General features: G+C 66.2%; 20 protein-coding genes. 6 read left to right on the top strand and 14 right to left on the bottom strand.

Going from position 1 to position 23,446, the window contains the following annotated elements; genetic code table 11:
- Positions 1-102: 102 nt before the first annotated feature.
- Complete coding sequence (locus AD89_RS0115170) at positions 103-1,554, top strand: MDR family MFS transporter (protein ID WP_051505280.1); 1,452 nt, start codon at positions 103-105, stop codon at positions 1,552-1,554.
- 115 nt (positions 1,555-1,669) lie between these two features.
- On the opposite strand, the gene AD89_RS0115165 is transcribed toward AD89_RS0115170, so the two are convergent.
- Positions 1,670-2,902: an MFS transporter gene (locus tag AD89_RS0115165; protein WP_025780295.1), complete on the bottom strand. Its 1,233-nt coding sequence runs from the start codon at positions 2,900-2,902 to the stop codon at positions 1,670-1,672.
- Between the two features lie 110 nt (positions 2,903-3,012).
- On the opposite strand from AD89_RS0115165, the gene AD89_RS0115160 reads away from it, so the two are divergent.
- Positions 3,013-3,576, top strand: a complete 564-nt coding sequence (locus AD89_RS0115160; RefSeq protein ID WP_025780294.1) for a hypothetical protein — start codon at positions 3,013-3,015, stop codon at positions 3,574-3,576.
- A gap of 13 nt (positions 3,577-3,589) precedes the next feature.
- Here AD89_RS0115160 and AD89_RS0115155 read toward each other — a convergent pair whose 3' ends face one another.
- The 6 genes from AD89_RS0115155 to aztD all read right to left on the bottom strand — a co-directional run bounded on the left by AD89_RS0115155 (position 3,590) and on the right by aztD (position 11,505).
- Positions 3,590-4,033, bottom strand: coding sequence for an NUDIX hydrolase (locus AD89_RS0115155; protein ID WP_025780292.1), 444 nt, complete (start codon positions 4,031-4,033; stop codon positions 3,590-3,592).
- Positions 4,030-4,650 carry a DNA-3-methyladenine glycosylase I gene (locus AD89_RS0115150; RefSeq protein WP_025780290.1) on the bottom strand — a complete coding sequence of 207 codons (621 nt, stop codon included), beginning with the start codon at positions 4,648-4,650 and terminating at the stop codon, positions 4,030-4,032. The genes AD89_RS0115155 and AD89_RS0115150 overlap by 4 nt, the downstream gene beginning before the upstream one ends.
- Before the next feature lie 150 nt (positions 4,651-4,800).
- Positions 4,801-6,882 carry a choline BCCT transporter BetT gene (gene betT, locus AD89_RS0115145; RefSeq protein ID WP_025780288.1) on the bottom strand — a complete coding sequence of 694 codons (2,082 nt, stop codon included), beginning with the start codon at positions 6,880-6,882 and terminating at the stop codon, positions 4,801-4,803.
- A 232-nt stretch (positions 6,883-7,114) separates the two neighbouring features.
- On the bottom strand, positions 7,115-8,494 hold the full coding sequence (locus tag AD89_RS0115140) for a short-chain fatty acid transporter (protein WP_025780286.1): 1,380 nt from the start codon (positions 8,492-8,494) through the stop codon (positions 7,115-7,117).
- Positions 8,495-8,647: 153 nt separating this feature from the next.
- Positions 8,648-10,027: an NAD-dependent succinate-semialdehyde dehydrogenase gene (locus AD89_RS0115135; RefSeq protein WP_025780285.1), complete on the bottom strand. Its 1,380-nt coding sequence runs from the start codon at positions 10,025-10,027 to the stop codon at positions 8,648-8,650.
- 215 nt (positions 10,028-10,242) lie between these two features.
- Positions 10,243-11,505 (bottom strand): zinc metallochaperone AztD, encoded by a 1,263-nt coding sequence (aztD, locus tag AD89_RS0115130; RefSeq protein WP_197021779.1) that lies wholly within the window; start codon positions 11,503-11,505, stop codon positions 10,243-10,245.
- A 170-nt stretch (positions 11,506-11,675) separates the two neighbouring features.
- On the opposite strand from aztD, the gene AD89_RS0115125 reads away from it, so the two are divergent.
- Positions 11,676-12,029: a nuclear transport factor 2 family protein gene (locus tag AD89_RS0115125; RefSeq protein WP_025780281.1), complete on the top strand. Its 354-nt coding sequence runs from the start codon at positions 11,676-11,678 to the stop codon at positions 12,027-12,029.
- Positions 12,030-12,118: 89 nt separating this feature from the next.
- On the opposite strand, the gene AD89_RS0115120 is transcribed toward AD89_RS0115125, so the two are convergent.
- The gene (locus AD89_RS0115120; protein WP_025780280.1) at positions 12,119-13,039 is read right to left on the bottom strand and encodes a 3-hydroxyacyl-CoA dehydrogenase NAD-binding domain-containing protein; all 921 of its coding nucleotides are present in this window, start codon (positions 13,037-13,039) and stop codon (positions 12,119-12,121) included.
- A 164-nt stretch (positions 13,040-13,203) separates the two neighbouring features.
- On the opposite strand from AD89_RS0115120, the gene AD89_RS0115115 reads away from it, so the two are divergent.
- A complete protein-coding gene (locus AD89_RS0115115) occupies positions 13,204-14,067 on the top strand; it encodes a hypothetical protein (RefSeq protein ID WP_051505279.1) in 864 nt (287 codons plus the stop codon).
- A gap of 45 nt (positions 14,068-14,112) precedes the next feature.
- Positions 14,113-15,417 carry a chromate efflux transporter gene (gene chrA, locus AD89_RS0115110; protein WP_025780277.1) on the top strand — a complete coding sequence of 435 codons (1,305 nt, stop codon included), beginning with the start codon at positions 14,113-14,115 and terminating at the stop codon, positions 15,415-15,417.
- Between the two features lie 48 nt (positions 15,418-15,465).
- Here chrA and AD89_RS0115105 read toward each other — a convergent pair whose 3' ends face one another.
- The 6 genes from AD89_RS0115105 to AD89_RS0115080 form a co-directional block, all read right to left on the bottom strand.
- Entirely contained in the window at positions 15,466-17,097 is a 1,632-nt protein-coding gene (locus AD89_RS0115105; RefSeq protein WP_025780276.1) for a long-chain-fatty-acid--CoA ligase, read from the bottom strand.
- Between the two features lie 263 nt (positions 17,098-17,360).
- On the bottom strand, positions 17,361-18,122 hold the full coding sequence (locus AD89_RS0115100) for an enoyl-CoA hydratase-related protein (protein ID WP_025780274.1): 762 nt from the start codon (positions 18,120-18,122) through the stop codon (positions 17,361-17,363).
- Between the two features lie 187 nt (positions 18,123-18,309).
- Entirely contained in the window at positions 18,310-19,314 is a 1,005-nt protein-coding gene (locus tag AD89_RS0115095) for a cytochrome c oxidase assembly protein (RefSeq protein WP_197021778.1), read from the bottom strand.
- A gap of 148 nt (positions 19,315-19,462) precedes the next feature.
- The gene (locus tag AD89_RS0115090) at positions 19,463-20,035 is read right to left on the bottom strand and encodes a GNAT family N-acetyltransferase (RefSeq protein WP_025780270.1); all 573 of its coding nucleotides are present in this window, start codon (positions 20,033-20,035) and stop codon (positions 19,463-19,465) included.
- On the bottom strand, positions 20,035-21,297 hold the full coding sequence (locus AD89_RS0115085) for a trans-sulfuration enzyme family protein (RefSeq protein WP_025780268.1): 1,263 nt from the start codon (positions 21,295-21,297) through the stop codon (positions 20,035-20,037). The genes AD89_RS0115090 and AD89_RS0115085 overlap by 1 nt, the downstream gene beginning before the upstream one ends.
- 52 nt (positions 21,298-21,349) lie before the next feature.
- Positions 21,350-22,267, bottom strand: coding sequence for a LysR substrate-binding domain-containing protein (locus AD89_RS0115080; protein WP_025780266.1), 918 nt, complete (start codon positions 22,265-22,267; stop codon positions 21,350-21,352).
- 86 nt (positions 22,268-22,353) lie between these two features.
- Between AD89_RS0115080 and AD89_RS0115075 the strand changes: the two genes are divergently transcribed.
- Positions 22,354-23,424, top strand: a complete 1,071-nt coding sequence (locus AD89_RS0115075; protein WP_025780264.1) for a YeiH family protein — start codon at positions 22,354-22,356, stop codon at positions 23,422-23,424.
- The last annotated feature ends 22 nt before the right edge of the window (positions 23,425-23,446 follow it).

The following is a 23,446-nucleotide window of genomic DNA, read 5'->3' as shown; positions in this document are numbered from 1 at the left end:
GAATTTATTTCCGGGCGCGATGAGGGGCCGATTCAGCGCACTGCTCCGGGCAGGCTGTCGCTGGAAGACGAGAAGAGACACAGACGACGAACAGGTGAGGGGATGCCATTGGCGAACGGAGACGAGACTCAGACAGACCCGACAGAAGGCGCCCCGATCAACCGGAACCTCGTTCTCGCCGTCCTCGTCTCCGGCGCGTTCGTCATCATCCTCAATCAGACGCTGCTCAACACCGCCCTGCCGCACTTCATGTCGTACTTCGACATCACCTCCGGCGCGGCTCAGTGGGTGACGACGAGCTTCATGCTCGTCAACGGCATCATGATCCCGGTGACCGCGTTCCTCATCGAGAAGTTCACGACACGCGGCCTCTTCTTCACAGCCATGGGCCTGTTCATCCTCGGCACGATCGTCTGCGCGATCGCCCCGGTCTACCCGGTGATGCTCATCGGCCGCGTCATCCAGGCCTCGGCCGGCGGCATCATCATGCCGCTCATGCAGACGATCCTGTTCGCGATCTTCCCCGTCGAGAAGCGCGGTTCGGCCATGGGCACCTTCGGCCTCGTCATCGCCTTCGCCCCGGCCATCGGCCCCAGCCTCTCCGGCTGGATCGTCGACCACCTGCCGTGGCAGACGCTGTTCTACATGATGCTGCCGATCGCGATCATCGACCTCGTGGTCGCGTACTTCCTGCTCAAGAACGTCACCGAGCGCACCTTCCCCCGACTCGACCTCCTCTCGATCATCCTCTCCACCCTCGGGTTCGGTGGGCTGCTGTTCGGCTTCGGCACCGCCGGTGACGCCGGCTGGATCAGCGCCGAGGTGCTCATCCCGCTGGCCATCGGTGCGATCTGCCTGACATTCTTCATCACCCGGCAATTCAAACTCGAGCAGCCGATCCTCGAGTTCCGCATCCTCCGCTACCGCATGTTCACCCTCAACACCCTGCTGGGCATGTGCGTGTTCATCGTCATGGTCGGCGGCATGATGGTCCTGCCGCTGTACATGCAGAACATGAATGACTTCTCGGCCATGGAGTCCGGACTGGCCCTGTTGCCGGGCGCCGCAGTGATGGGCTTGATGTCTCCGGTGACCGGTCGCATCTTCGACGCCATCGGTGCCAAATGGTTGGCCGTGACCGGCTTCGTCCTGCTCACCGGGACCACGTTCCTCTTCGCTCGCCTGGAGACGGACACCTCGTTCGTCTACCTCGCCGTGGTCAACACGGTGCGCATGTTCGGAGTCGCCATGGTGATGATGCCGGTGACCACGGCCGCGCTCAACCAACTGCCCTCACACCTCATCCCCCACGGCACCGCCCTGAACAATACGATGCGTCAGATCGCCGCTTCCGTCGGCACAGCAGCGCTCGTGACAGTCATGACCTCGGCCGCGCGCAATCCGGAGACCTACGGGATGGCCGGCCTGGTCCACGGCGCGAACGTCGCGTTCTTCGTCGCGGCCTGCGTCGGCATCCTCGGCGTCATCGGTGCGTTCTTCATCAAGAACTCCCACGGACTCGAACCGGGACAGAAGACGACCGCCGGAAAGTGACCCCGGGGCACCTCGGGCGTCGAACCGGTCCCCTCGGCAGCTCCGAACCGTGCCCAGCCACGATCGGCTCAGCTGTCCCCGGCAACTCCCGCCCGTGCTCACCACCGCAACCGTCTCAGCTGCCCCCGGTGCTGCGCATCTGCATCGTCCGCGCGATCCACGACAGGGCACCGGCGAACAGCAGAAGCAGAGCGCACACGAGGAAGGTCGACGATGACCCCAGATAGGTGAAACCGAGCCCGCCGACCACCCCGGCGATGGCCAGCCCGATGTCGAAGTTCATATTCCAGGCGACGCTGGCCCGGCTCGGCGAACTGACCGAGGCGAAGGCCATGACGAGGCTCGCCGACTGCATGGCACCCAAGCCCAGTCCGATGATGAGCATCGAAACGAACAGCGCCGCACCGTAGAAGACGACAGCGCAGACCAGTCCGATCGCGGTGAGGACGAGACCCAAGATATTGAGGGCGAAAGGCGGGAAGCTGTCCGAGACGGCTCCGACGACGAAGCGTCCGATGACCGCCGATACCTGCATGCCCGCGATGAACAGAGCAGCCGCCGCGACGTCTTCGCCCGGCCCGAAGCCGACGATGATCCCGAAGACGATCATGCCGACGAGGAACGGTGAGAGCATGAGGACGAGCCCGAGGGCCTCCCCCGCCCGGCGCCCGACCTTCCGCTGGCTCCGCTTCTCGTTGCGACCGGACCGAACCCCGACCGTCTCATTGCCGCTGACCGGTTCTCCCGCATCGTCTTTCCCTCGCCGAGGCGACCGACCGGGCACGTATCTGAGCACAGTGGGGATGGCCACGAGGAGACAGGCGCAGACGATGATGCGGAAGATCCAGATCGGGATCGTCTCGACCAACCACAGTCCCAGCGGAGCTCCGACGGCCGCCGCCAGGGAGGTGATCCCGCCGAAGAAGCCCAGCGCCTTGCCGATTCGTCCCGGCGAGGTCGTCCCCGGAACCGCCGCATTGGCGAGGACGACGAAGAGCCCGAACCCGATGCCCCCGCAGAGTCCGGCGAGGATAAGCGCCAACAGCGGCGGGGTGATGAAAAGCCCGAGCAGCTGGCCCAAGAACTGCAGCATGAGGGCAAACAGCAGCGAGGCCTTGAACCCGAAGACCCGGCCCGCCCACGGGGCAAAGGGCTGGGCGACGATGACACCGATCATCATCGTCGTCAGAACGGACCCGCCGGTGACCGTCGACAGCCCGTCTGTCGCCGCAATCGTCACCATCGTCGAATAGCTGAAGAAGAAGGCGGAGAACCCGAACATCGCCGTCCACACCAGGCCCAGCAGGGCCGGGGTGTACGTCGCCTGAGACGGGTGTTCGGGGGTCATAGTCCGAGGTTACGACATCGACACTGCATCGGCCGTGTCCGCCCCCTCTGCCGTCCATCCGGCCCAGACGTGTTCACCTGCACGTCAGAAAAGTCCCCTACCATCGGTCCATGAACTCATCGGAACTCAGCTCGGAACTCAACCGCGACGCTCCCAGCGGCACCGTCGACACCGCGTTCGTCCTCAAATACGAACCGCACTATGTCCTCACGGACCTCGAATCGGAGATCTTCGGCGACATCGGCCCGAAGACGAAGGTCCGCGAATCGTACAAACGCAAGCACTTCCTCAAGGTCGCCGAGTGGAAGGCCATCGGAGTCCTGCCGGGGCTCGAAGAGATCTCGGCCGACGACATCGATTTCGTCACCGGCGTCGCCCTCGACGACGACACGCCCAACCGCTTCCGTCTGCCGCTGCTGCGAATGCTGCCCGGAGTGGGAATCCCGATGGCCAGCACTCTGCTCACCGTCGTGAATCCGAAGAAGTTCTCCATCATGGATTCCCGGGCGCTGATAGTGCTGCACGACTACAACCTCGTGCCCACGGACAACCCGGCGCAGATGGACTACCAGACCTATCGCAAACTCATGAAGTCCCTCGCCAAGGGCGCCAACTGCGCGCCGATCGATCTGTATCGGGCACTCATCGCCTATTCGCGACAGGCTCGGGGCTGAACCTTCGACTCGGTCAACCGGCCGATCTCTGAACGGCCCGCAGTGCCGGGATGACCTCGTCGCGGGTCAGCGGCGCGAACTGGCGGACATCGTTATCTGCGGGCAGCGGGTCGATGGGGAACCAACCGGCTTCGGCGATCTCGGCCAGGTGCTCGATGTTCTCGACGTCGAGTGCCTCGGGCACACCGTCGTAGCAGAACACATCACCGATCACACGGTGATCGGCCTCGTTCGCCGCCGCGGCAGCGAACGTTCCCAATGCACGCAGACGGTGCCGGTCCAGATCGAGTCCGAGCTCCTCGGCGATCTCACGCACGATGGTGTCCTCAGCAGTCTCTGACTCTTCGGGTTTGCCGCCGGGCAGCATGAAGGAACTGGTCCCGGACTTGCGCACCATGAGCAGCTCCCGGCGCTGCGGGTGGAGGAGGGCGAGCGCGGAGACGCGGATGTCGTTCATTGCGACCACACTCCGGAAGCGCCTCGGCGGTGGGAATCGAGCAGGTGCGTATCGACCATGCCGATGGCCTCCATCAGCGCATACATCGTCGTCGGTCCCACGAAGCGGAAGCCCTTCTTCTTCAGTGCCTTCGACAGGGCCACGGATTCCGGTCCGGTCGTCGGGATCTCGGCGACTGTGCGCGGTCGCGGCGTCTGCGCAGGCTGGTACGACCACAGGAGGGCATCCAGGCCGCCGTCGTCACGCAGGTCGATCACTCGCGCAGCATTGTTGATGCAGGCTTCGATCTTGCCGCGGTGGCGGATGATCCCCGGATCGGTCAGCAGCTGTTCGACCTCGTCGTCGCCGAATCGGGCAACGGCGTCGGGATCGAATCCGGCGAAGACCTCACGGAATCGCTCCCGCTTCTTCAGGATCGTCAGCCACGACAATCCGGCCTGGAAACCTTCGAGGCTCATCCGCTCGAACAGGCCGGCCTCGTCGTGGATGGGCAGACCCCATTCGCTGTCGTAGTAGTCCAACAGCATCGGGTCGCCGTACGCCCACGGGGTGCGAGCCAGCCCGTCGTCGCCGATGACGGCTCCGCCCGGTGAGCTCGGCTGTGATTCGTCGTCCATCCTCAAACCGTATCGCGTCGGGCTGACATCACCCGCACCGTGGGCACCGTGCGTGCGGAGAAATGACGACGCCCGGGACCACCGGCCGTCAGGCCGGGATCCCGGGCGTCGCACTCACCCGGTGAGATTCAGTCATCCGGATGCCGCAATTCAGTCATCGCCGTGGATGATGTTCTCCTGCAGCTGCAGGAATTCGACGTGGCGTTGGTACTGGTCGAGCACGTCATCGATGATCTGCTCCTTCGAGAAGCCCATGATGTCGTAGCCCTGACCGGTGCCTCCGTCGAGGTAGACCTCCATCCGGTAGTAGTCCTCGCCGGTTCCGCGGGGAACCATTCCACCGAACGACGGCACGCTGACCTTGTGCGGCCACACCTGATAGCGGAACGGGTATTCTCCGTCTCCGTCGACCTCGAACTGGAAGAGTTCGCCGTCGTCGACGAACACGCCTTCGTTATCGACGCGACCGCAGCGCGACGAGATTCCGCGGCCTTCCATCTCTGCAGCCACCTCGTGGAGGGTGGGGATGAGGACCTTCTGCTCGAACTCCTCGGCGCGCGCCTGATTCGGGAAGGACAGCACCCGGCCGAGCTGACGCTGCCAGGTCTCGTGACCGGGGCCCCGGGAGCGACGGGCCAGAGAACCGGGCAGGGTCGTATCGACGCTGTCGACGCGGTTCGCCTCGACCCGCAGCGCCTTGTACAAACCGATCATGACGAGGATGACGACGAAGGCGAAGGGCAGGCCCATGATCACCGTCGCGTTCTGCAGGGCGCCGATGCCGCCGACGAGCAGCATCGACACCGTCAGGGCACCGGTGAGCACGGCCCAGAAGATGCGCAGACCGGCGCGACCGTCCTCGGAGGGGTTGCGCAGATTCGACGACAGGTTCGCCATCACCAGGGCCGCAGAGTCCGCGGTGGTGACGTAGAACAGCAGAGCCGTGAGCGTGGCCAGACCCGCGATGAGGAAGAAGGCCGGGTAGCGGGAGAGCAGGTCGTAGAAGCCGCCTTCGGGGCTGACCATGACCGCTTCGCCGAACTTCACATCACCGTTGCGGATGATGTCCAGGGCCGAGTTTCCGTAGATCGAGATCCACATGAAGATGTAGATGAACGGAATCGTCAGGGTGCCCAACACGAACTGACGGATCGTCCGCCCGCGGGAGATGCGGGCGAGGAAGAGACCGACGAACGAAGCGAAGGCGATCCACCAGGCCCAGAAGAACAGGGTCCAGTCGGTCATCCATGTTCCGGTGTCCTCGAAGGCGAAGGTCTGACCGGCCATGTCCGGGAACAGGCGGACGAAGTCCGTGACGTTGAGGACGAAGGCGTTGAGCAGGAACCGCGTGTTCCCGGCCACGAGCACCCAGAAGCTCAGCGCAATGGCGAGCACGACGTTGAGGACGGAGAGGAACTTGATGCCCTTGTCCACGCCCGAGACCGCCGAAAGCGTGGCGACTCCGACACCGACGACGACGATGCCGACCTGGGCAGCGGTGCCGACCGGGATCCCGAAAACCGTGTTGAGGCCGACGTTGACCATGACGACGCCGATGCCCAACGAGGTGGCGACACCGAAGATCGTGCCCAGCAGAGCAGCGAAGTCGACCGTCTCACCCAAAGCGCCATGGACACGCTTGCCGAAGATCGGGGCCAACGCCGAGCGGATCGCCAACGGCATGTTCATCCGGTAGGCGAAGTACGCCAGAGCCATACCCATGAGTGCGTAGAGTCCCCAACCGCTCAGGCCGTAGTGGAAGAGCGCCCATACGGTGGATTCGCGGGCCGCGGCGACCGTCTCGGGCTCCGTGCTCGGCGGGGTGAGGTACATCGTGACCGGTTCGGCCACGGCGAAGAACATGAGGTCGGTGCTGATGCCGGCCGCGAAGAGCATCGACGCCCAGGCGACGAGGCCGAATTCGGGCTTCGAGTGCTCGGGGCCGAGCTTCGTGTTGCCGTAGCGGGAGGCCGCCAGGTAGATGACGAAGACGAGGACGACGAGGACGAGAAGGACGTAGAACCAACCGAACCAATCGGAGGTCCAGCCGACGACGGCACCGAGGACCGCCTCGGCGTTGGTCGGTGAGATGAGAGCCCATACGGTGATGGCGAGAGCCACCGCGGCCGCGGCCGCGAATACACGCTTATTCAGGGGCGGAAGCGACGGCTTCACCGTGCCCTTCGCTTCTCCCTTCGGTTCACCCGGCGGGGTGTCGACTGATGCTGACATGGTTGTGCTCCTTATCCGGACGCTGTTGCGTCGTGGCATCGGACCCGATCGAACGGCATGCTCAACCGGGCATGATCAACGGCTGTTGCTGAAAGATTTTCCGTCCTCGCCGAATCCCCGGTTCCACGGGAACGGCCAACAATGGAGGTTACCACATAGACACTTCCGGTCATTTGTCCTGTTATGCCACGCGATTCTGCAGATCGGCGCCCCACCCTCGCCGAGGCGGGCCTCAGAGGGAGACGAAGAGCAGCGCGGCCGCCATCACCACCCCTGCGCCGAGGAATGTGATGACGGTGTAGCCGAGGATGTCACGCATCTTCAGCCCGGCGATGGCGAGCACCGGCAGCGCCCAGAACGGCTGGAGCATGTTCGTCCACTGGTCACCGTAGGACACGGCCATGATCGCGACCGACGGGTCGACGCCGAGCTGATTGGCCGCATCGAGCATGATCGGGCCCTGGACGGCGAACTGTCCGCCGCCGGAGGGGACGAAGAAGTTGACGAGTCCTGCCGAGATGAGCGCGAGGACCCCGAACGAGGCCGGGTTCGCGATCGAGACGATGGCGTCGGAGAACACCGCGATGAGGCCGGTGGTCGACATGATGCCGAGGATTCCCGCGTAGAGCGGGAACTGCAGGAGGATCTCGCCGACATTCGACGCCGCCTCCTTCGTCAGGTGGATGAGTTCGAGGGGATTGCGCACGAGCAGCAGGATGAGCGCGAGGAACGACCAGTTGACGATGTCGAGTGTCAGTCCCCCTCCCTGGGCGAAGTGGATGACGAGATAGACGACGAGCGCCAGGCCGATGATGAGGGTGAGGATGCGGGAGGCGTCGATGCGGTCGGCCGGGGTCACGACCTCGTCGTCGACCTGCGACTGCGTCTCCGAGCTCACCGAGGCGGGCAGTTCGTAGACGGGGGCACCGGCCTTGGGTGCGACGAGGAAGAAGAGGAGTCCGCAGACGATGATGACCCCGGCGATGGCCAGCAGGTTCCAGCCGGCGAAGATCGTCTCGGAGACGGGAATCGTCTGCCCGCCGAGGGACTCGGAGAGGAAGGAGTCAGGGGTGGCCGCGGTCAGCGGGCCCGATCCCGAATAGCCCATATGCCAGACGACGAAGCCGGAGTATCCGGCGGCCACGAGCAGCGGGAAGTGGACCTTGATCCCGCGTTCGCGCGACTGCACGGCGATCTCACGGGCGAGCAGAGCGCCGACGACGAGGCCGAGGCCCCACGTGATCAGGCTGGCGAGAGCGGCGACGACGAAGACGAATACATAGGCGAAGGTGGCGTTGCCCGGGACGCGGGCGAGCCAGGCCAGCAGTGTCCGCACGGGTCCGGTGTTGGCGAGGATGTGGCCGAGCAGGAGGATCAGACACATCTGCGTCATGAACTCGAGCAGTCCGGCCAGTCCCTCACCCCAGCCGATGACGACGTCGGTCGGGCCCGCATCGGTGAAAATGAATGCAAGGACGGCGACGATGAGGGTGAGGACGATGGCGAAGGTCAGGGCCGAGGGAATCCACTGTTCGAGGAATCGGTTGACCGGCCGCATGATCCCTTTTGAGGCTGCGGCGTTGACCTGGGTCGACGGCTTCGGTGCCGACATGGGAAGACCTCCCGCTGAGATTTATGAGAATTGGCTGTGTGTGGTCTCAGCATACAATCAGGGCGCTGCCTCCCGGTAGGAGACAGCGCCCTGACGGCGATCACAACCCGGTCACGATCGGAGCCCGGGTTCCCAGGGCTCCGAGCACCTCGATCAGTTCTGTTTGTACACGAGCTGCTTGTTGACGAATTCGTCCATGGCCAGCGGTCCGAGCTCCCGGCCGACGCCGGAGCGCTTGACTCCGCCGAAGGGCAGGTATTCGCGTGTTCCCTCCGGAGCGTTGAGGAAGACCATGCCGGAATCGATCTGGTCTCCGACGCGCTCGGCACGGGCGATATCGGTCGAGAACACGGCGGCGCCCAGACCGAAGGGGGTGTCGTTGGCGAGCTCGACGGCCTCCTCTTCGCTGCTGACCTTGTAGACGATGACAGCGGGGCCGAAGAGCTCTTCGTAGTATCCGCGCATGCCCTTCTGCACATCGGCGAGGACGACGGGTTCGACGTAGGCTCCGCCACCGTCGTACTTCTTGCCGCCGGCCAGCAGGGTCGCGCCCTCGCTGACGGTGTCCTGGACCTGTTCGACGAAGCGGTCGGCGGCGGCCACCGACGACAGCGGGGACAGTCGGGAGCCTTCCTCGCCGGGAACGGCGGGGGTGTTCTTCTTGGCCGCCTCGGTGATGGAGGAGACAAAGTCGTCGTAGATGTCGTCCATGACGATCATCCGCTTGGGTGAGTTGCAGGCCTGGCCGGTGTTGCCCATGCGGGTGGTGAAGAACGTCTTTGCGGACTCCTGGACGTCGTCCGTGTCGAGCAGAATATAGGGGTCGGATCCGCCGAGTTCAAGTACGACCTTCTTGAGGTTCTTGCCGGCCTCGGCAGCGACGGCGGCACCGGCGCGTTCGGATCCGGTCAGGGACACTCCGTGGTTGCGCGGGTCGGGCAGGATGATGTCGGCGACCTGCTCGTTGCTGGCGTAGATGTTGATGTAGGCGCCTGAGGGCAGTCCGGCCTCGATGAAGATCTCTTCCATGATCTGTGCCGAGCGGGGGCACTGCGGGGCGTGCTTGAGCAGGATGGTGTTGCCCAGGGCCAGGTTCGGGGCGGCGAAGCGGGCGACCTGGTAGTAGGGGAAGTTCCACGGCATGATGCCCAGCAGCGAGCCGACGGGCTTGCGGCGGATCATGGCGGTGGCGTCCTTGGGTCCGCGCAGTGGTTCGTCGGCCATGAAGGCTTCGGCGTTGTCGGCGAAGTACTTGTAGATCATCGAGCACAGCTGGACTTCGCCCTTGCCTTCGGGCACGGATTTGCCCATTTCGAGCTTGATGACTTCGGCGAGCTCTTCGGCGCGTTCGGCGTAGATCTCGGACACGCGGGTCAGCAGTGCGGCGCGCTCGGCTACCGTGGTCCGGCTCCACTCGTCGAATGTCGTCGCCGAACGGTCGAGGGCGGCGAGGATCTCGGCGTCGGTGGCGGTGGGGAACTCTTCGGCGACCTGGCCGGTCGCCGGGTCGGTGACGCGATACATGGTGGTCATGGCTGCCCTCTTTCACTTCGACGGGGTTGTGCGATCTCCTGTGGTGTGATCGCAGGTCCATCCCCCACGTTATGGCCGAACGCCGGCGACGGCAACGGTGGTCTCATCTCCTGGGCGGATTCCCAGCCGCCGCCGAGGCGGCCGACCCGACCGGCGGTGCGCTCAGCTGCGCAGCCGGTCGGGCCTGTTCCGCCGGTCGGGTTCGCCCCGACCTCTCAGCCGGTGACGCCGGTGAGTTCGTTCGGCGCGTGCGGCAGCTCTCCTTCGGCCATCACCTCACCGGATTCGAGGTCGACGATGTGGATCGTCTTCCCCGCCGGATCGCTGACATAGGCGACTTCGCCCTGGACGAAGAGCGTCGGGCGGGCCTGCTGCCATTCGACGGGCTCTTCCCATTCGTCGATGACCGGGTATTCCTCCGTCACCGAGGCGGTGGCGGGGTCGATGATCTTCAGCGTGCCGTCCGTGGCCAGGACGACGCCTTCCCCGTCGGGCCCGCGGCCCAGTGATCGGAAGCTGTAGGAGGCGCCGAGGTCGACGAGCTTGAGTTCGCCCGACTCCGTATCCGTGAGGCTCACGCGTTCGGGACGTTCGCGCTCGGCATCCTCGTCGACCTTGTAGTCGCCGAGGATGTACTGCGATTCCTCGCTTCCGGCCTGGTTGCCGATGCGTCCGAAGGAGTCGGGGGCGTCGATCTTCTCGAACTTCCCGTCCTTGTACAGCAGGATTCCGTCCTCGCAGCCGAGCGCGATGACCTCGTCCTTCGCTGCGGCCTCGCCGTGGACTCCGGGGCAGTCGTCGCTGGTGGCGATCTCTTTGCCGGAGTCGTCGACGACCGTCGCACCCGAGCGTTCGTCCTCGGTGCCGACCGTGCGCAGCATCGACCCGTCGGCGAGCTTCACGGCGACTCCGTGATGGGGCTCTGCGGCTTCGGTGACCTCGGGCTGCGGGTCGCCGTCGGAGAAGTCATCGGTGTCGAAGGTCTGGATCTTGCCGTCGCCGTCGCCGAAGAGCACAGTGGTCTCGCCGTGGTTGACGACGTGTCCGGGCAGCTCGGTGTCGAAGACGGTGTCGGTGAGCTGCGGGTCGGCGGCGTAGCTGTGGGTGTGGTCGCCATGGGGCTGGGTCCAGACTCCGGCATCGAAGAGCCGGAATCCCTCGGCGACGGAGACCATGAGGTGGCGGCCGTCGCCGACGGGGTTGAGACGGTTGAAGCCCTCAATCTTCGTATCGTCGATGACGTCGAGGGTCGTCGCATCGAGAGTGAGGATCCCGCCGTCGTAGGTGGTCACGATCCGTGGCTGCGCGGCGGCGAGTTCCTGGGCGTGCCCTGTCCCGTCCGTGTCTTCTTCCGAGCCGGCGGTCTTCTCGTCCTGGCCGACCGCGTCGTAGTCGGTGGCGTCGTCGCCGGCCTGGCAGCCGGTGAGCAGCAGCGCCGAGGCGACCACCGCCGATCCGAGCATGTGTCGTTTCATCATTCGCACTCTCTAGTTAGTGAGACTCGTTATCATTAACAGGTCGATACTAACCCGATGCGGGACGGAAATGCGAAATGGGGTCACGGCCGGCGGCGAAGGCAATCGTGGTGCACCCGCGCGCGGTCGACGGTCGGGCCTGCTATGACGTGAGTCACTGTTACGGTAGTGCCATGGCCAGTGTGACTGAACTCGTGAAGCGCTACTACTCCACCGTCGATGCCGGAGACGCGGACGCCACCTCGGCGCTGTTCGCCGCCGACGCCAGCTATGATCGGCCCGGCTATCCGACGATGGTCGGCCAGCAGATCACCGATTTCTACCATGGCGAACGCGTCATCGAAACTGGCGCGCATTCGCTGCAGGAGATCCTCGTCGACGGCGATCGGGCGTCCAGTCGCGGTGTCTTCAGCGGTCGCCTCAAGGACGGCTCTGAGACCTCGGTGGGATTCGCGGACTTCTTCCTCTTCGACACCGAGGGCCTCATCGCCGAACGCACCACGTACTTCTATCAAGCAGCGGTCTGAACCCCGGCCGCCCCGAAAATAGGTCACTATCGGATACTTCTGAGCCCGGAAAATATCCGATACTGACCTCTATTTGGGACGAATGCGCCTCAGCGCCCCTGACCGCGAGCTTCGAGTACAGCTTTCTGGATCCGGTCGCGGACGGCGGCGGCCCGAGGGGTCGGTTGGGGTCCGTAGGCCTCTTCGACCTGCTCGAAGACGTCTTCCATGGCTGCGGGGTCGACGTCGACGGGCAGATCCTCAATGGCGGCGAATGCCGGGCCGATATGGTCCATGAACCCGCGGATCCCGGCCTCTCCCCCGCCGAAGTGCATGCCTTCGAATTGGCCGATGGCCGACCAGCGCAGACCCAGCGAATTCTTCAGCACCGAGTCGAGGTCCTCGGCGGTGACGACCCCGTTCTGCACGAGCGAGATCGCTTCCTTCATCAGCGCATTCTGCAGCCGATTGCCGACGAATCCGCGGATCTCACGCCGCAGCACCACCGGTTCGCGCTCGCAGCTGCGATAGAACTCGACGGCGGCGTCCACGGTCTCCTGGGAGGTCTGCGGGGAAGGCACGACCTCGACGAGCGGCATCAGGTGCGGCGGATTGAACGGGTGGCCGACGATGACGCGGGATGCTGCGGACTCCGGGAGCGCGGCCGCGATCACTGAGGCCGGGATCGTCGACGATGAGGTTGCGAACACGGCCCTGGCCGGAGCCGCCTCGGCGATCTGGGAGAACAGCACCGGCTTCGATTCGGGGTCCTCGGGACCGGATTCCTGGACGAAGACGACACCGGCCACGGCGGCTTCGGCGGTCTCGGCGATGTCGACGGTGCCGACCTGCGAGGCCAGCTCATCTCTGGCGGAAGCGTCGGCGGTGACCTCGGCCTGCAGCCCGGCGACCACCTCGGCGAGGTCGGATCGCGGGTCGAAGACCCGCACCGTGTACCCGCTGCGGGCGAAGAGGAAGGCGAACGATCGGCCGATGGTTCCGGCGCCGATGACGGCGACTGTTGAGCTCATGCGTCCAGGCTATACCTGCCCCATCCACTCTGGCGGCGGAGTTCACCGGGGCGTACGAGGACATTCACCCAGGCGCGTCCGGGCATGCTCCGGCCCGTTCTCCGTAGTCGGATCGTTGCCGTGCGTCTCCCGCCGGTGGTGGCATCGGGTGGCACAATGAACACATGAGCGCGAACCCAGAACTGAGAACAGTGGACTCGGAGATCCTCGCCCTGGCGGAGGACGAATACGCCGCCGCGGCAGAGACCGCGCGCATCGAGGTGCGCGAGATCCACACCGCCGACGAGGCGGCCAAGGCCTCAATGCTGCTCGACGAAGTCTGGAATGTCGACGAGACCGGCACGAACGTGTTCGAGCCCAGCCTCATCATCGCCTTCGCCCACGCCGGCAACTACGTCTCCGCCGCATACAGCGTCGACGAACCCGACGAGATGATCGGCGTGACCATCGGCTTCTTCGGCCAGCCGCTGGGCACGGTCATGCATTCGCATATCGCCGGGGTCCGCCACCAGGTCATCGGCCGCGGCGCCGGATCCGCGATGAAGCTGCACCAGCGCCTGTGGTGCCTCAACCTCGGCATCACCGAGATGACCTGGACCTTCGACCCGCTCATCGCCCGAAATGCGTACTTCAACTTCCAGCGTTTGGGCGTCGGCATGGTCGAATACCTCGAGGACTTCTACGGGCAGATGCGCGACGGAGTGAACTCCGGCCAGGCCAGCGACCGGATGATGGTGTCATGGCCGCTCGACCGTCCGGCCCGGGCATCGGTCGTCGATCCCGGATCGGCGTTCCCCTGCCTGCGCGCCGATGACGACGGGGAACCGCTGCTGAGCGAGGTGCCGAAGGAGACCGAGTTCGTCTCGCTGGACTTCCCCTCCGACATCGAGGGCCTGCGCGGCCAGGATGCCGAGCTCGCCAGCCGCTGGCGGTTGGCGCTGCGCACCGCGCTGACCGGCCTCGCCGGCGACGGCTGGGTCGTCGACACCTGCCTGAAGGGCGGCACCTACCTCCTCCACCACCCCTGAGGACCCGTTCACCTCGGCGTCACTTGGCCCGTGTTCACTGATGCGATGACCACTGCACCTTCCCGCACCGCCGAGGTGGCCGGTTCGTTCCTGCGTCTGGGCCTGACGTCGTTCGGCGGCCCCGTCGCCCACCTCGGGTACTTCCGCGAGACCTTCGTCGGCCGCCGCTCCTGGCTGGACGACCGCGAATACGCCGACCTCGTGGCCCTGTGCCAGATGCTGCCCGGCCCCGCGTCGAGTCAGGTCGGCATGGGACTCGGGCTGCGCCGAGCAGGTCTGCCTGGGCTCGTGGCCGCGTGGGTGAGCTTCACCCTGCCGTCGGCGATTCTGCTCACCCTCTTCGCGCTCGGGCTCTCGGCCTTCGGCGACCTCGGCGATGCCGGGTGGCTGCTCGGGCTCAAGGCCGCCGCGGTGGCCGTCGTCGCCGGTGCCGTGCAGTCGATGGCGACAACGCTGACCCCCGATGCCCGGCGGGCGAGCATCGCTGCTGCCGCCCTCATCCTCATGCTCGTCGTCCCGGATTCGATCGTGCCGACGGCCCTCGTCCAGATCGCAGCGATCATCCTCGGCGGAGTGCTCGGCCTGGTCTGGCTGAAGCGACCCCATCGTGGTGCGCAGGATCAGGGATCCCCCGCCGAGGCGGCCGCCCCCGACACAGCGACCGCCCCCGATTCCGCCGCCGACTCAGCAGCTGCCGCGGTCGGCTCGCACGCCCCCGAGAGCACGGTCGCCTCCCGCGGAGCCAGACGGCTGGGCATCGCCTCCCTCATCGCCTTCGCCGCGCTGCTGCTCGGACTGCCCGCACTCACCGCGGCGACCGGGGACGCGACCATTCGCCTCATCGACATCTTCTATCGGGCCGGAGCCCTGGTCTTCGGCGGTGGCCACGTCGTCCTGCCCCTGCTCGAGGCCGAACTCGTGCCCACGGGGCTGATCGATCACGACACGTTCCTCGCCGGCTACGGTGCCGCACAGGCCGTCCCCGGTCCGCTGTTCACCTTCGCGGCGTTCCTCGGCGCGTCGATGACGTCGGGACCGACCGGCATCCTCGGCGCCGGCATCGCCCTGCTGGCGATCTTCCTCCCCGCCGGTCTGCTGGTGATCGGGATCCTGCCGTTCTGGGAACGGCTGCGCGCCTGGGAACCGGCGACGGCGGCACTGACCGGAGTCAATGCCGCCGTCGTGGGGCTGCTGGGGGCCGCGCTCTACGATCCCGTCTTCGTCGCGGGGATCACTTCGCCTGCGACCCTGGCCCTGGCCGTCGCCGCCTTCGTTGCCTCGACCATGTGGAAGGTCCCGGCGTGGGCGACGGTGATCGGCGCCGGGCTCATCGGCTGGCTGCTGCTGTGATCGGTCAAGCCAGGGCTCGACCGACCCCTTACCGGATCAGCCCTGCGATCAGGACTCTTCCCAATCCTTGCGCAGCAGCTTCTTGTCGAGCTTGCCCACCGAGGTGCGCGGCATCTCGTCGACGACCCTGACCTCGTCGGGCATCTGCCACTTCGCAAAACGAGCACTCAGCGTTTCGACGATCGCGTCTCGGGTCACCTCGGCGCCGGGGTTGGCGACGACGTACGCGACGGGTCGTTCGTCCCATTTCTCGTCGGGGACGCCGATGACGGCGGCCTCGCTGACGTCGGGGTTGTCGAGGATCGCGTTCTCCATGTCGATCGACGAGATCCACTCGCCTCCGGACTTGATGACGTCCTTGAGACGGTCGGTGATCTTGAGGTACCCGTACTCGTCGATGGTGCCGACGTCGCCCGAACGCCACCAGCCGTCGAGGAAGCGATCGGCATTGTCGGGCAGCTGATAGTAGGACTCGGTGATCCAGGGGCCGCGCATGAGCAGCTCGCCCATGGACTTTCCGTCCCGCGGCAGCTCATTACCCTCGGGGTCGACGGTCTTCATTTCGACACCGATGATCGGCAGTCCCTGCGAGCGCTTGAGGTCCCACTTCTCCTCCTCGTCGAGGTCGAGGCCGGGACGGATCTTCCAGTTCGTCGACGCCAGCGGCGTGGTTTCGGTGGCACCGTAGCCGTGGATGACATCAGCCCCGGTGACCTCCTTGAACCCGCGCATCATCGACAGCGGCGGCTCCGAAGATCCGGAGACGAGACGGACGCCGGACAGATCCGGAGCCTGCGGCATCTTCTTCATCATCTGCAGCATCGGCCCGAAGATGGCAGGAGCGCCGTTGGCCAGGGTGACCTTCTCCTCGACGAAGGCCCGGGCGATGGCGCCGAACTCCTCGGCGGCGAACTTGCCCGGCAGGACGAGTTTGGCACCGGCGGCCACCGCGTTCTGCGGGAATCCCCACGACAGCACATGGAACATCGGGGTGATGGGCATGACGCAGTCGTCGAAGCCCGCGTGGAGTGCAGCCAGACCGCCCATGGTGTGCAGGTAGATCGAGCGGTGCGAGTAGTAGACACCCTTGGGCCGGCCGGTGGTGCCGGTGGTGTATCCGGCGTAGGCGGCGGTCTTCTCGTCGACGACCGGCCAGTCGAAGGTCTCGGGCTTGTCGGCGATGAGATCTTCGTAGGAGACGACGTTGTTCAGGCTCGTCTCGATCTCGGCGATCGGTTTGTCGGTCATGACGACCCAGCCCTTGACGTCGAGCTTCGGCGCCAGCGATTCGGCGACCTGCAGCAGAGACTCGTCGACGAAGATCCAGTCCGACTTCGAGTGGCTGACGACGTAGGCGAGGTCTTCGGGAGCCAGACGCAGGTTGAGCTGGAGCATAGTCGCGGCAACACCGGGGACGGCGAAGTAGAGCTCGAGGTGGCGGCGGGAGTTCCAGTCGAGGACTCCGACCATGGAGCCGGCGCCGACGCCGAGGTCGGCGAGGCCCTGAGCGAGCTGAGCCATTCGCTTGAATTCGTCGGCGTAGTTCGACCGGCCCCAGGAGCCGTCCGAACGGCGGTAGACGACCTCGACATCACCGAAGACGGTGGCTGCGTGCCGGATGAGGCTGGTGGTGTTGAGCTGGTAGCTGTCGCCCAGGGTGGACGGAATTCCTGTCAGCATGAGACTCCTTCGTTCGTGCTCCGGTCCCGTCGCGACGTTGTGGCTGCGACGGGAGAAGTATCGTGATCGCCGGTTTCGTGGTGGGCGGTCGTCACCATCACATCAGCTGTGGAGGCGGCGCGGATGCGGTTGAGTCGATTCGTGGTCAAACAGTTATCAACCGATCCGTAGTCGGGCGGTCATGGACCGATCCGTGGCCAGGCGGTCATGGACCGGCCCGTGGACTGGCAGTCATCAACAGTCTCATCCGCGCCGCTCCAGGATCATTCCCCGATGAAGCCGGGTGCTCTCTTGTCGAGGAAGGCGGCGACTCCCTCGGCGAAGTCCTGACTCGCCCGCAGAGCATCCTGCCCTTCGACCTCGCGGTCGAAGGACGAGTCGAGTTCGGCCAGGCTGGCCCGATTGATCGCTCGCTTCGACGAAGTGAGGGCCCGGGTGGGGCCCTGAGCGAAGACTGCGGCGACTTCTTCGGCACGTTCCAGGTGACTTCCGGCCGGAACGACCTCGCTGGCCAATCCCCAGTCGAGGGCATCGGCGGCCTGCAGCTTCTCTCCGGTCAGCGCCAGGCGCAGAGCCCGGTGGCGCCCGGCCGAGGCGGCGACCAGGGCGGTCGAGCCTCCGTCGGGCATGAGGCCGATCTTCGTGAACGGCAGCATGAGGTAGGACTTCTCGCTCATCACCAGATAGTCGCAGGCCAGGGCGAGGGAACAGCCGATGCCGGCGGCCGGTCCGGACACCGCCGCGATCGTGGGGATGGGCAGGTCGAGGATCGAGGCGATGATCTCATTCGCCCCGGCAAGGTCGATGCCTTCGCGCTTCGCCACTCCTCCCTGCAGATCCGCTCCGGAGCTGAAGGACCGCTGACTGCCGGTGAGGATGAGGGCACGGGAGTTCACGGCCGCCTCGGCGACGGCTGTGCCGATGGCTCGGAACGTCGACTCGTCGAGCGCATTGAGGCTCTCCGGACGATTGATGGTCACGGTCGTGACATCGCCGCTGACTTCGGTGAGAACACTGGTGGACAATGCGACTCCTTCGTACGAATCCGGTGATCCGAGTAGCTTTCGGGGCGTCTGCTTCTCTCCGCCCTCGAGACGTGCAGAAGCATCTCCCGCCACTTTAACGTACGTTAAGTTGATCTGCGTCACAGACGCGAACGAAGTCTGTGTCGGGCGGGCGCTCGTGCGCCGGCGCCTCGCCCATGCGGACGGCTCAAGACCGGCGGCGGGGACTGCGCTGGTCTGCGGCGTGCAGCTGCGCGAGATAGCGGTTGTAGGCCTGCAGCTGGGCGTCGCCGTCTCGAGCGGCCTGACGGTCGATCCTGCGGCTGAGACGCTCGTCCGATCTCTGCCACTGGATGATCAGCACCCCGAGCATGATCAGGGTGGGGATCTCCGTGAAGGCCCAAGCGATGCCTCCACCGACGAACTGATCGTCCAACGGGTCGATGCCCCACGGCGCCATGCCGTAGTAGCCGGTCAGCAGGGTACTCGACATCATCACCACGATTCCGAAGAACGCATGGAACGGCACGGTGGCGACGACCTCGAAGACCTGGACGACGGTCGGATCGATGCCCAGCCTCCGCTTGCCGTCGGTGCGCGGGGACGGGTCGACGCCGAAGATGTTCCAGAAATAGAGCATGCCGATGGCCACGAAGTGGATGAACATCAGATTGTGGCCCCACATCGTCGACATCAGCCGGTCGAAGATCGGAGTGAAGTAGAGGCCGTAGAGGCTCATGAGGAAGAGGGCGGTCGTCACGAACGGGTTCGTCAGCACGCGCATCGGGCGACTGTGGACGACGGCGAGGATGATGCGCCGCAGATTCCACCGTCCCGACCCGGCCGGCAGAACGCGCAGCATCAGTGTGATCGGCGCACCGAGGACCAGGAGGATGGGGCTGAGCATCGACAGGATCATGTGTTGGATCATGTGCATGCTGAACAGCTCCATGCCGTAGCCGTTGAGCGCCGTGCCGTCGACGAGAATCACCGTGACGATGCCCGAGCACCACCAGATCAGGCGGGAGACGGGCCAGCGCACGCCGCGACGGTGAAGCAGCCACACGCAGAATGAGTAGACCAGCAGACCGACTGCGGCCAGGATGACGATGATGGGGATCGGCTGCGGGTGCCAGTCGATGACTCGTGAGAAGGTCGGAGGCAGACTCGGGTGCCACATCACCCCGCTCATCTCCTGCTCGTGCACGGCCACCCCCTGTCATCTCATTTCTACGTGTCGTAGAAATCCGGTTCGGTGATCACGGTACGCCTCATGCGCGACGACGTCATCCATTCGAGGCGGCTGTTGGGGATGGTCGCGGCTCTGCCGGTCCTAGGCCAGTGTCGCGGCTCTGCCGCTCTCAGGCCAAGGTCGCGTCGAGCTGGGCGGCGGTGAGCTCCCGGTCGGCGAAGACCAGCCGGATGGCAGACGGGTCGGGATTGCCGGCGTCGGGTGCGCGGTGAACGAGTTCGAGGCCGAGCTTGCGGGCGACCACCGCCGAGGCGGTGTTGGCCTCGAGCAGATACGCCACGACCGGCAGTTCGGGGTCGACGTCCTCGGCCGCTGCGATCGCATCGCGCGAGACCGCACTCGCCAGTCCCCGCCCCTGCGTTTCGGGGCGGAATCGGTATCCGAGGTTCCAGAACGCTCCGGGTGTGCCGCGGGAGGCGCCGGGGCCGGCGACGCCGCGCAGCGAGCAGCCGCAATGGCCGAGGATCTCCCCACCCGGAACCAGTCTGACCATCCACGGCCCGATTCCGTCGAGCTCCCACTGGGAGACCAGTCGAACGAGGATGGCCTCGGCTTCCTCCTCATCGGTCAGGCGCCCGCTGGGCAGATGAGTCCAGACCCGCGGGTCGGAGTCGATGGCGTAGAACTGGTCGACGTCGTCGACGCTGGGCCGGTCGAGCACGTAGCCGGGCGTCTGACCCATCAGGCCAGGGCCGCCACGAGGTCGGCCCACAGGTCGTCGAGGTTCTCGATGCCCACGCTCAGACGGATGAGTCCCTCGGGCACGGTCGTCGGTTCCGACGGGTGCCGTCGGCGTCGTTCGATGAGGGATTCCACCCCGCCCAGGGAGGTCGCCGGCGTCCACAGTCGGACCGCCTCGGCGATGGCGGTGGCTTTGTCCGCGGATTCGACGGTGAAGGAGATGATCGCGCCGAACCCGTTCATCTGCGCGGCCGCGCGGGCATGGCCGGGGTCATCCGGCAGGCCCGGGTAGCGGGTTTCGACGACGGCGGGGTGGGCGGCCAGGCGCTCGGCGATGGCCTGGGCGTTGGCCTGCGCACGGTCGAGGCGCACCGCCAGGGTGCGCAGTCCGCGCAGGGCCAGCCAGACCTCGAAGGGTCCTGCGATGCCGCCGCGCATGGATCGTTCCGTGTGCAGGGCTTCGCGCAGTTCGCCGTTGCTGGTGACGACCGCGCCGAGGACGACGTCGGAGTGGCCTGCCAGGTATTTCGTCACCGAGTGCACGACGATGTCGACGCCCAGATCGAGTGGAGTCTGCAGCAGCGGGGTGGCGAAGGTGTTGTCGACGGAGACGAGGAACCCGCGGTCCTTGGCGGCCGCGGTCAGCGCGGGAACGTCGGCGACCTCGAGCATCGGGTTCGTCGGCGATTCGATCCACAGCATCCCCGGGGATCCGGCTGCGCCGGCACTCGCCGAGGCGGCCGTTCCGTCCGTGTCCCCCGCCGAGGCGGCCGTCCCGTCCGTCGCCGCCTGACCTGTCGTGGCGTGCCCCGCCCGATCGAGGGCGGCGATGACCGCCTCGGTGTCGGAGATGTCGACGGTGACGAGGTCGAAGTTCTGCCGCCCAGCGATCTGCTCGGCTGAGGCGAGCGCTCCCTGGTAGCTGTGGGTCGGGATGATGAGCGTGCCGTCGGCGGGCACGAGGCTGATCACGGCGGAGATCGCGGCCAGACCGGAGCCGAAGACCAGACCGGGCAGGCTCGCATGTTCGAGCTGACCGAGCGCCTCTTCGAAGGGCGTCCATGCGGGGGTGTCGAAACGGCCATAGGCGTAGGGCGATGCGGAGATGTCGCCCGCGCTCACGAAGGTCGAGGACAAATCGATCGGCGGGTTCACGGCAGCGCCGTCGGCGCGCTGCGGGCGTCCGGTTTCGACGACGATGGTGTCGGCAGCGAACTCGGAACGAGCGGCGGGCGAAGAGGAGGCGGGCTCAGTCTGTGTCATGTCCCCAATATACGGGCGCGATCGCCGCTGGTGCCGAGCCGTCCGGATTCCATCACTCGAGGCTGTCGATCATGTGCTCGAGCAGCAGGCGCGCTCCGGGCGACTGCCGCCTGCCCTTCGTCCATACGGCGTGGAGTTCGCGGGTGAGGTCGACGTCGTCGCCCACCGGCAGCGGCACCAGCCGCCCGGCCCGGAAGTCATCGCGCAGAGCGAGCTCGGAGAGAACGGCCGGGGCCACGGATGTGGCGGCGGCGATGCGCAGGGCGGAATTCGATCCGTACTCGCCGGCCACGCGCACCCCGCCCGCGCCGAGCAGCGCCGCGTCGATGGTCTCCCTCGTGCCGGAGCCGTTCTCACGCACCAGCAGCGGCACCTGCGCGAGCCCCTCGGCGGTGATCGGCGTCGTCCAGGCGTGGGCGAAATCCGGGGCACAGGCGATCATGAGTCGGTCACGGCCGACCACCTCGGCGTTGAGGTCCTGGGGCAGGGACACGGATTCGATGAGCCCGAGGTCGCAGGTCTGCCGGCGCACCCGGTCGATGACGGTCGCGGAGTTCTCCACCGACAGTCCGATGTCGATCGTCGGATGCGTGGCGCGGAACGTCGTGAGGTGGTGGGGCATGAGGTATTCGGCGACCGTCAGCGAGGCGCTGACCTTGACGGTTCCGGCGCGGGCGTCCTGGATGGCGCGGGCTCCGGCGTAGAGGGTGTCATAGGCTTCGATGATCTTCGAGGCCCATTCGGCGACGGCCCGGCCTTCGACGGTGAGTTCGGTTCCCCGCGGCGAGCGCCGCAGAAGCGGGACCTTGAGATCGCGTTCGAGGTTGCGCAGACTGCGGGAGGCGTTCGGTTGGGCGAGATCGAGTTTCGCCGCGGCCTGGCCGATCGATCGGGCGCTGCCGCTAAGGGCCACCAGCAGCCCCAGCGCCTGGAGCTCGGGCCAGTTCTTCATATTCCCGAGAGCGTGCATATGCCCATCATGGCATATCAGATCCATATGGGTTGCATCGAAATCACCGTCTACTGCGACCGTGCCGGCGTTGACAGACTGAAGTCATGAACCGCTTCACCTCCCTCTTACCCGGACTCGCCGTCGCCGCTGTGGCCACGGCCGTCGCGTGGCCGATCTCCATGCTCGCCCCCGTGCTCTCACCGCTGCTCGTGGCGATCGTGCTCGGCATCCTCCTGGGCAATCTCGCACCCAACCTCCCCGAGGCGTTCATGCCCGGGCTCAACTTCGCGGCGAAGCCGCTGCTGCGCCTGGGCATCGTCGCACTCGGTGCGCAGGTAGTGCTCGGCGACATCCTCGATCTCGGCTGGCTCGTCCTCGTCCTCGCCGCCGTCATCGTCGCCGCCGGCATCCTGTCCGCCCTGGCCCTGGCCGGACCGCTCAAGGTCGACCGTCCCCTGGCTGTGCTCATCGGCAGCGGATTCGGCATCTGCGGTGCCGCCGCCGTCGCCGGAGTCGAGTCGACACTGAAGTCGAAGAAGGAGGATGTGGCCGCAGCGATCGGCCTCGTCGTCCTCTTCGGCACCCTGATGATCGCCATCGTCCCCGGCCTCTCGACCGCCCTGGGCCTGTCGCCGGAGACCGCCGGAATGTGGGGCGGAGCCGCCACTCACGAGGTCGCCCAGGTCGTGGCGATCGGCGGCATCATCGGGCCCGCGGCCCTTGAGATCGCCGTGCTCGTCAAGCTCGCCCGCGTCATCATGCTCGCCCCCACCGTCGCCGTGTTCAGCTACGCCGTGCGCCGCAGTGAGGACAAGGCGCTGGCGACCACCGGCACCGAGGCGGCCGCCGGCAGGGCAGGGGCGGCCGCGGGTTCCGCGCCGGCCGCGACGAAGCAGGCTCCGGCTCAGGGCAAGCGCCCGCCGATCGTGCCCCTCTTCGTCGTCGGGTTCCTCGTCATGGCGGCGCTGCGCACCTTCGGCCTGCTGCCGGAGTTCGCGGTCACCGGCCTCAGCTGGATTCAGACCGTGTGCTTGGCGATGGCGATGTTCGCCCTCGGTCGCGGAGTGCAGTGGCGATCGCTGAGGAACCTCGGCGCCCGACCGATCGCTTTGGCCGCCTTGGTCACGATCATCGTCGGCCTCATCGCCCTCGGCGGAGCCCTCCTCCTCACCTGATTCCCCAATTGCTACCTGACGG

It is taken from the genome of Brevibacterium sp. VCM10, from assembly GCF_000583215.1.
Classification (GTDB): Bacteria; Actinomycetota; Actinomycetes; order Actinomycetales; family Brevibacteriaceae; genus Brevibacterium; species Brevibacterium linens.
Note: the sequence above shows the minus strand (reverse complement) of the source record. Positions and strands in the feature narration are given on the sequence as shown.

Coding starts and splice junctions, on each gene's coding strand:
- AD89_RS0115105 (WP_025780276.1), bottom strand. CDS start 17,097: ATGCTGACAGGAATTCCGTCCACCCTGGGCGACAGCTACCAGCTCAAC.
- chrA (WP_025780277.1), top strand. CDS start 14,113: ATGACCACTGCACCTTCCCGCACCGCCGAGGTGGCCGGTTCGTTCCTG.
- AD89_RS0115165 (WP_025780295.1), bottom strand. CDS start 2,902: ATGACCCCCGAACACCCGTCTCAGGCGACGTACACCCCGGCCCTGCTG.
- AD89_RS0115155 (WP_025780292.1), bottom strand. CDS start 4,033: ATGAACGACATCCGCGTCTCCGCGCTCGCCCTCCTCCACCCGCAGCGC.
- AD89_RS0115080 (WP_025780266.1), bottom strand. CDS start 22,267: ATGCACGCTCTCGGGAATATGAAGAACTGGCCCGAGCTCCAGGCGCTG.
- AD89_RS0115135 (WP_025780285.1), bottom strand. CDS start 10,027: ATGACCACCATGTATCGCGTCACCGACCCGGCGACCGGCCAGGTCGCC.
- AD89_RS0115125 (WP_025780281.1), top strand. CDS start 11,676: ATGGCCAGTGTGACTGAACTCGTGAAGCGCTACTACTCCACCGTCGAT.
- AD89_RS0115120 (WP_025780280.1), bottom strand. CDS start 13,039: ATGAGCTCAACAGTCGCCGTCATCGGCGCCGGAACCATCGGCCGATCG.
- betT (WP_025780288.1), bottom strand. CDS start 6,882: ATGTCAGCATCAGTCGACACCCCGCCGGGTGAACCGAAGGGAGAAGCG.
- AD89_RS0115090 (WP_025780270.1), bottom strand. CDS start 20,035: ATGGGTCAGACGCCCGGCTACGTGCTCGACCGGCCCAGCGTCGACGAC.
- AD89_RS0115085 (WP_025780268.1), bottom strand. CDS start 21,297: ATGACACAGACTGAGCCCGCCTCCTCTTCGCCCGCCGCTCGTTCCGAG.
- AD89_RS0115160 (WP_025780294.1), top strand. CDS start 3,013: ATGAACTCATCGGAACTCAGCTCGGAACTCAACCGCGACGCTCCCAGC.
- AD89_RS0115075 (WP_025780264.1), top strand. CDS start 22,354: ATGAACCGCTTCACCTCCCTCTTACCCGGACTCGCCGTCGCCGCTGTG.
- AD89_RS0115150 (WP_025780290.1), bottom strand. CDS start 4,650: ATGGACGACGAATCACAGCCGAGCTCACCGGGCGGAGCCGTCATCGGC.
- aztD (WP_197021779.1), bottom strand. CDS start 11,505: ATGATGAAACGACACATGCTCGGATCGGCGGTGGTCGCCTCGGCGCTG.
- AD89_RS0115140 (WP_025780286.1), bottom strand. CDS start 8,494: ATGTCGGCACCGAAGCCGTCGACCCAGGTCAACGCCGCAGCCTCAAAA.
- AD89_RS0115115 (WP_051505279.1), top strand. CDS start 13,204: ATGAGCGCGAACCCAGAACTGAGAACAGTGGACTCGGAGATCCTCGCC.
- AD89_RS0115170 (WP_051505280.1), top strand. CDS start 103: ATGCCATTGGCGAACGGAGACGAGACTCAGACAGACCCGACAGAAGGC.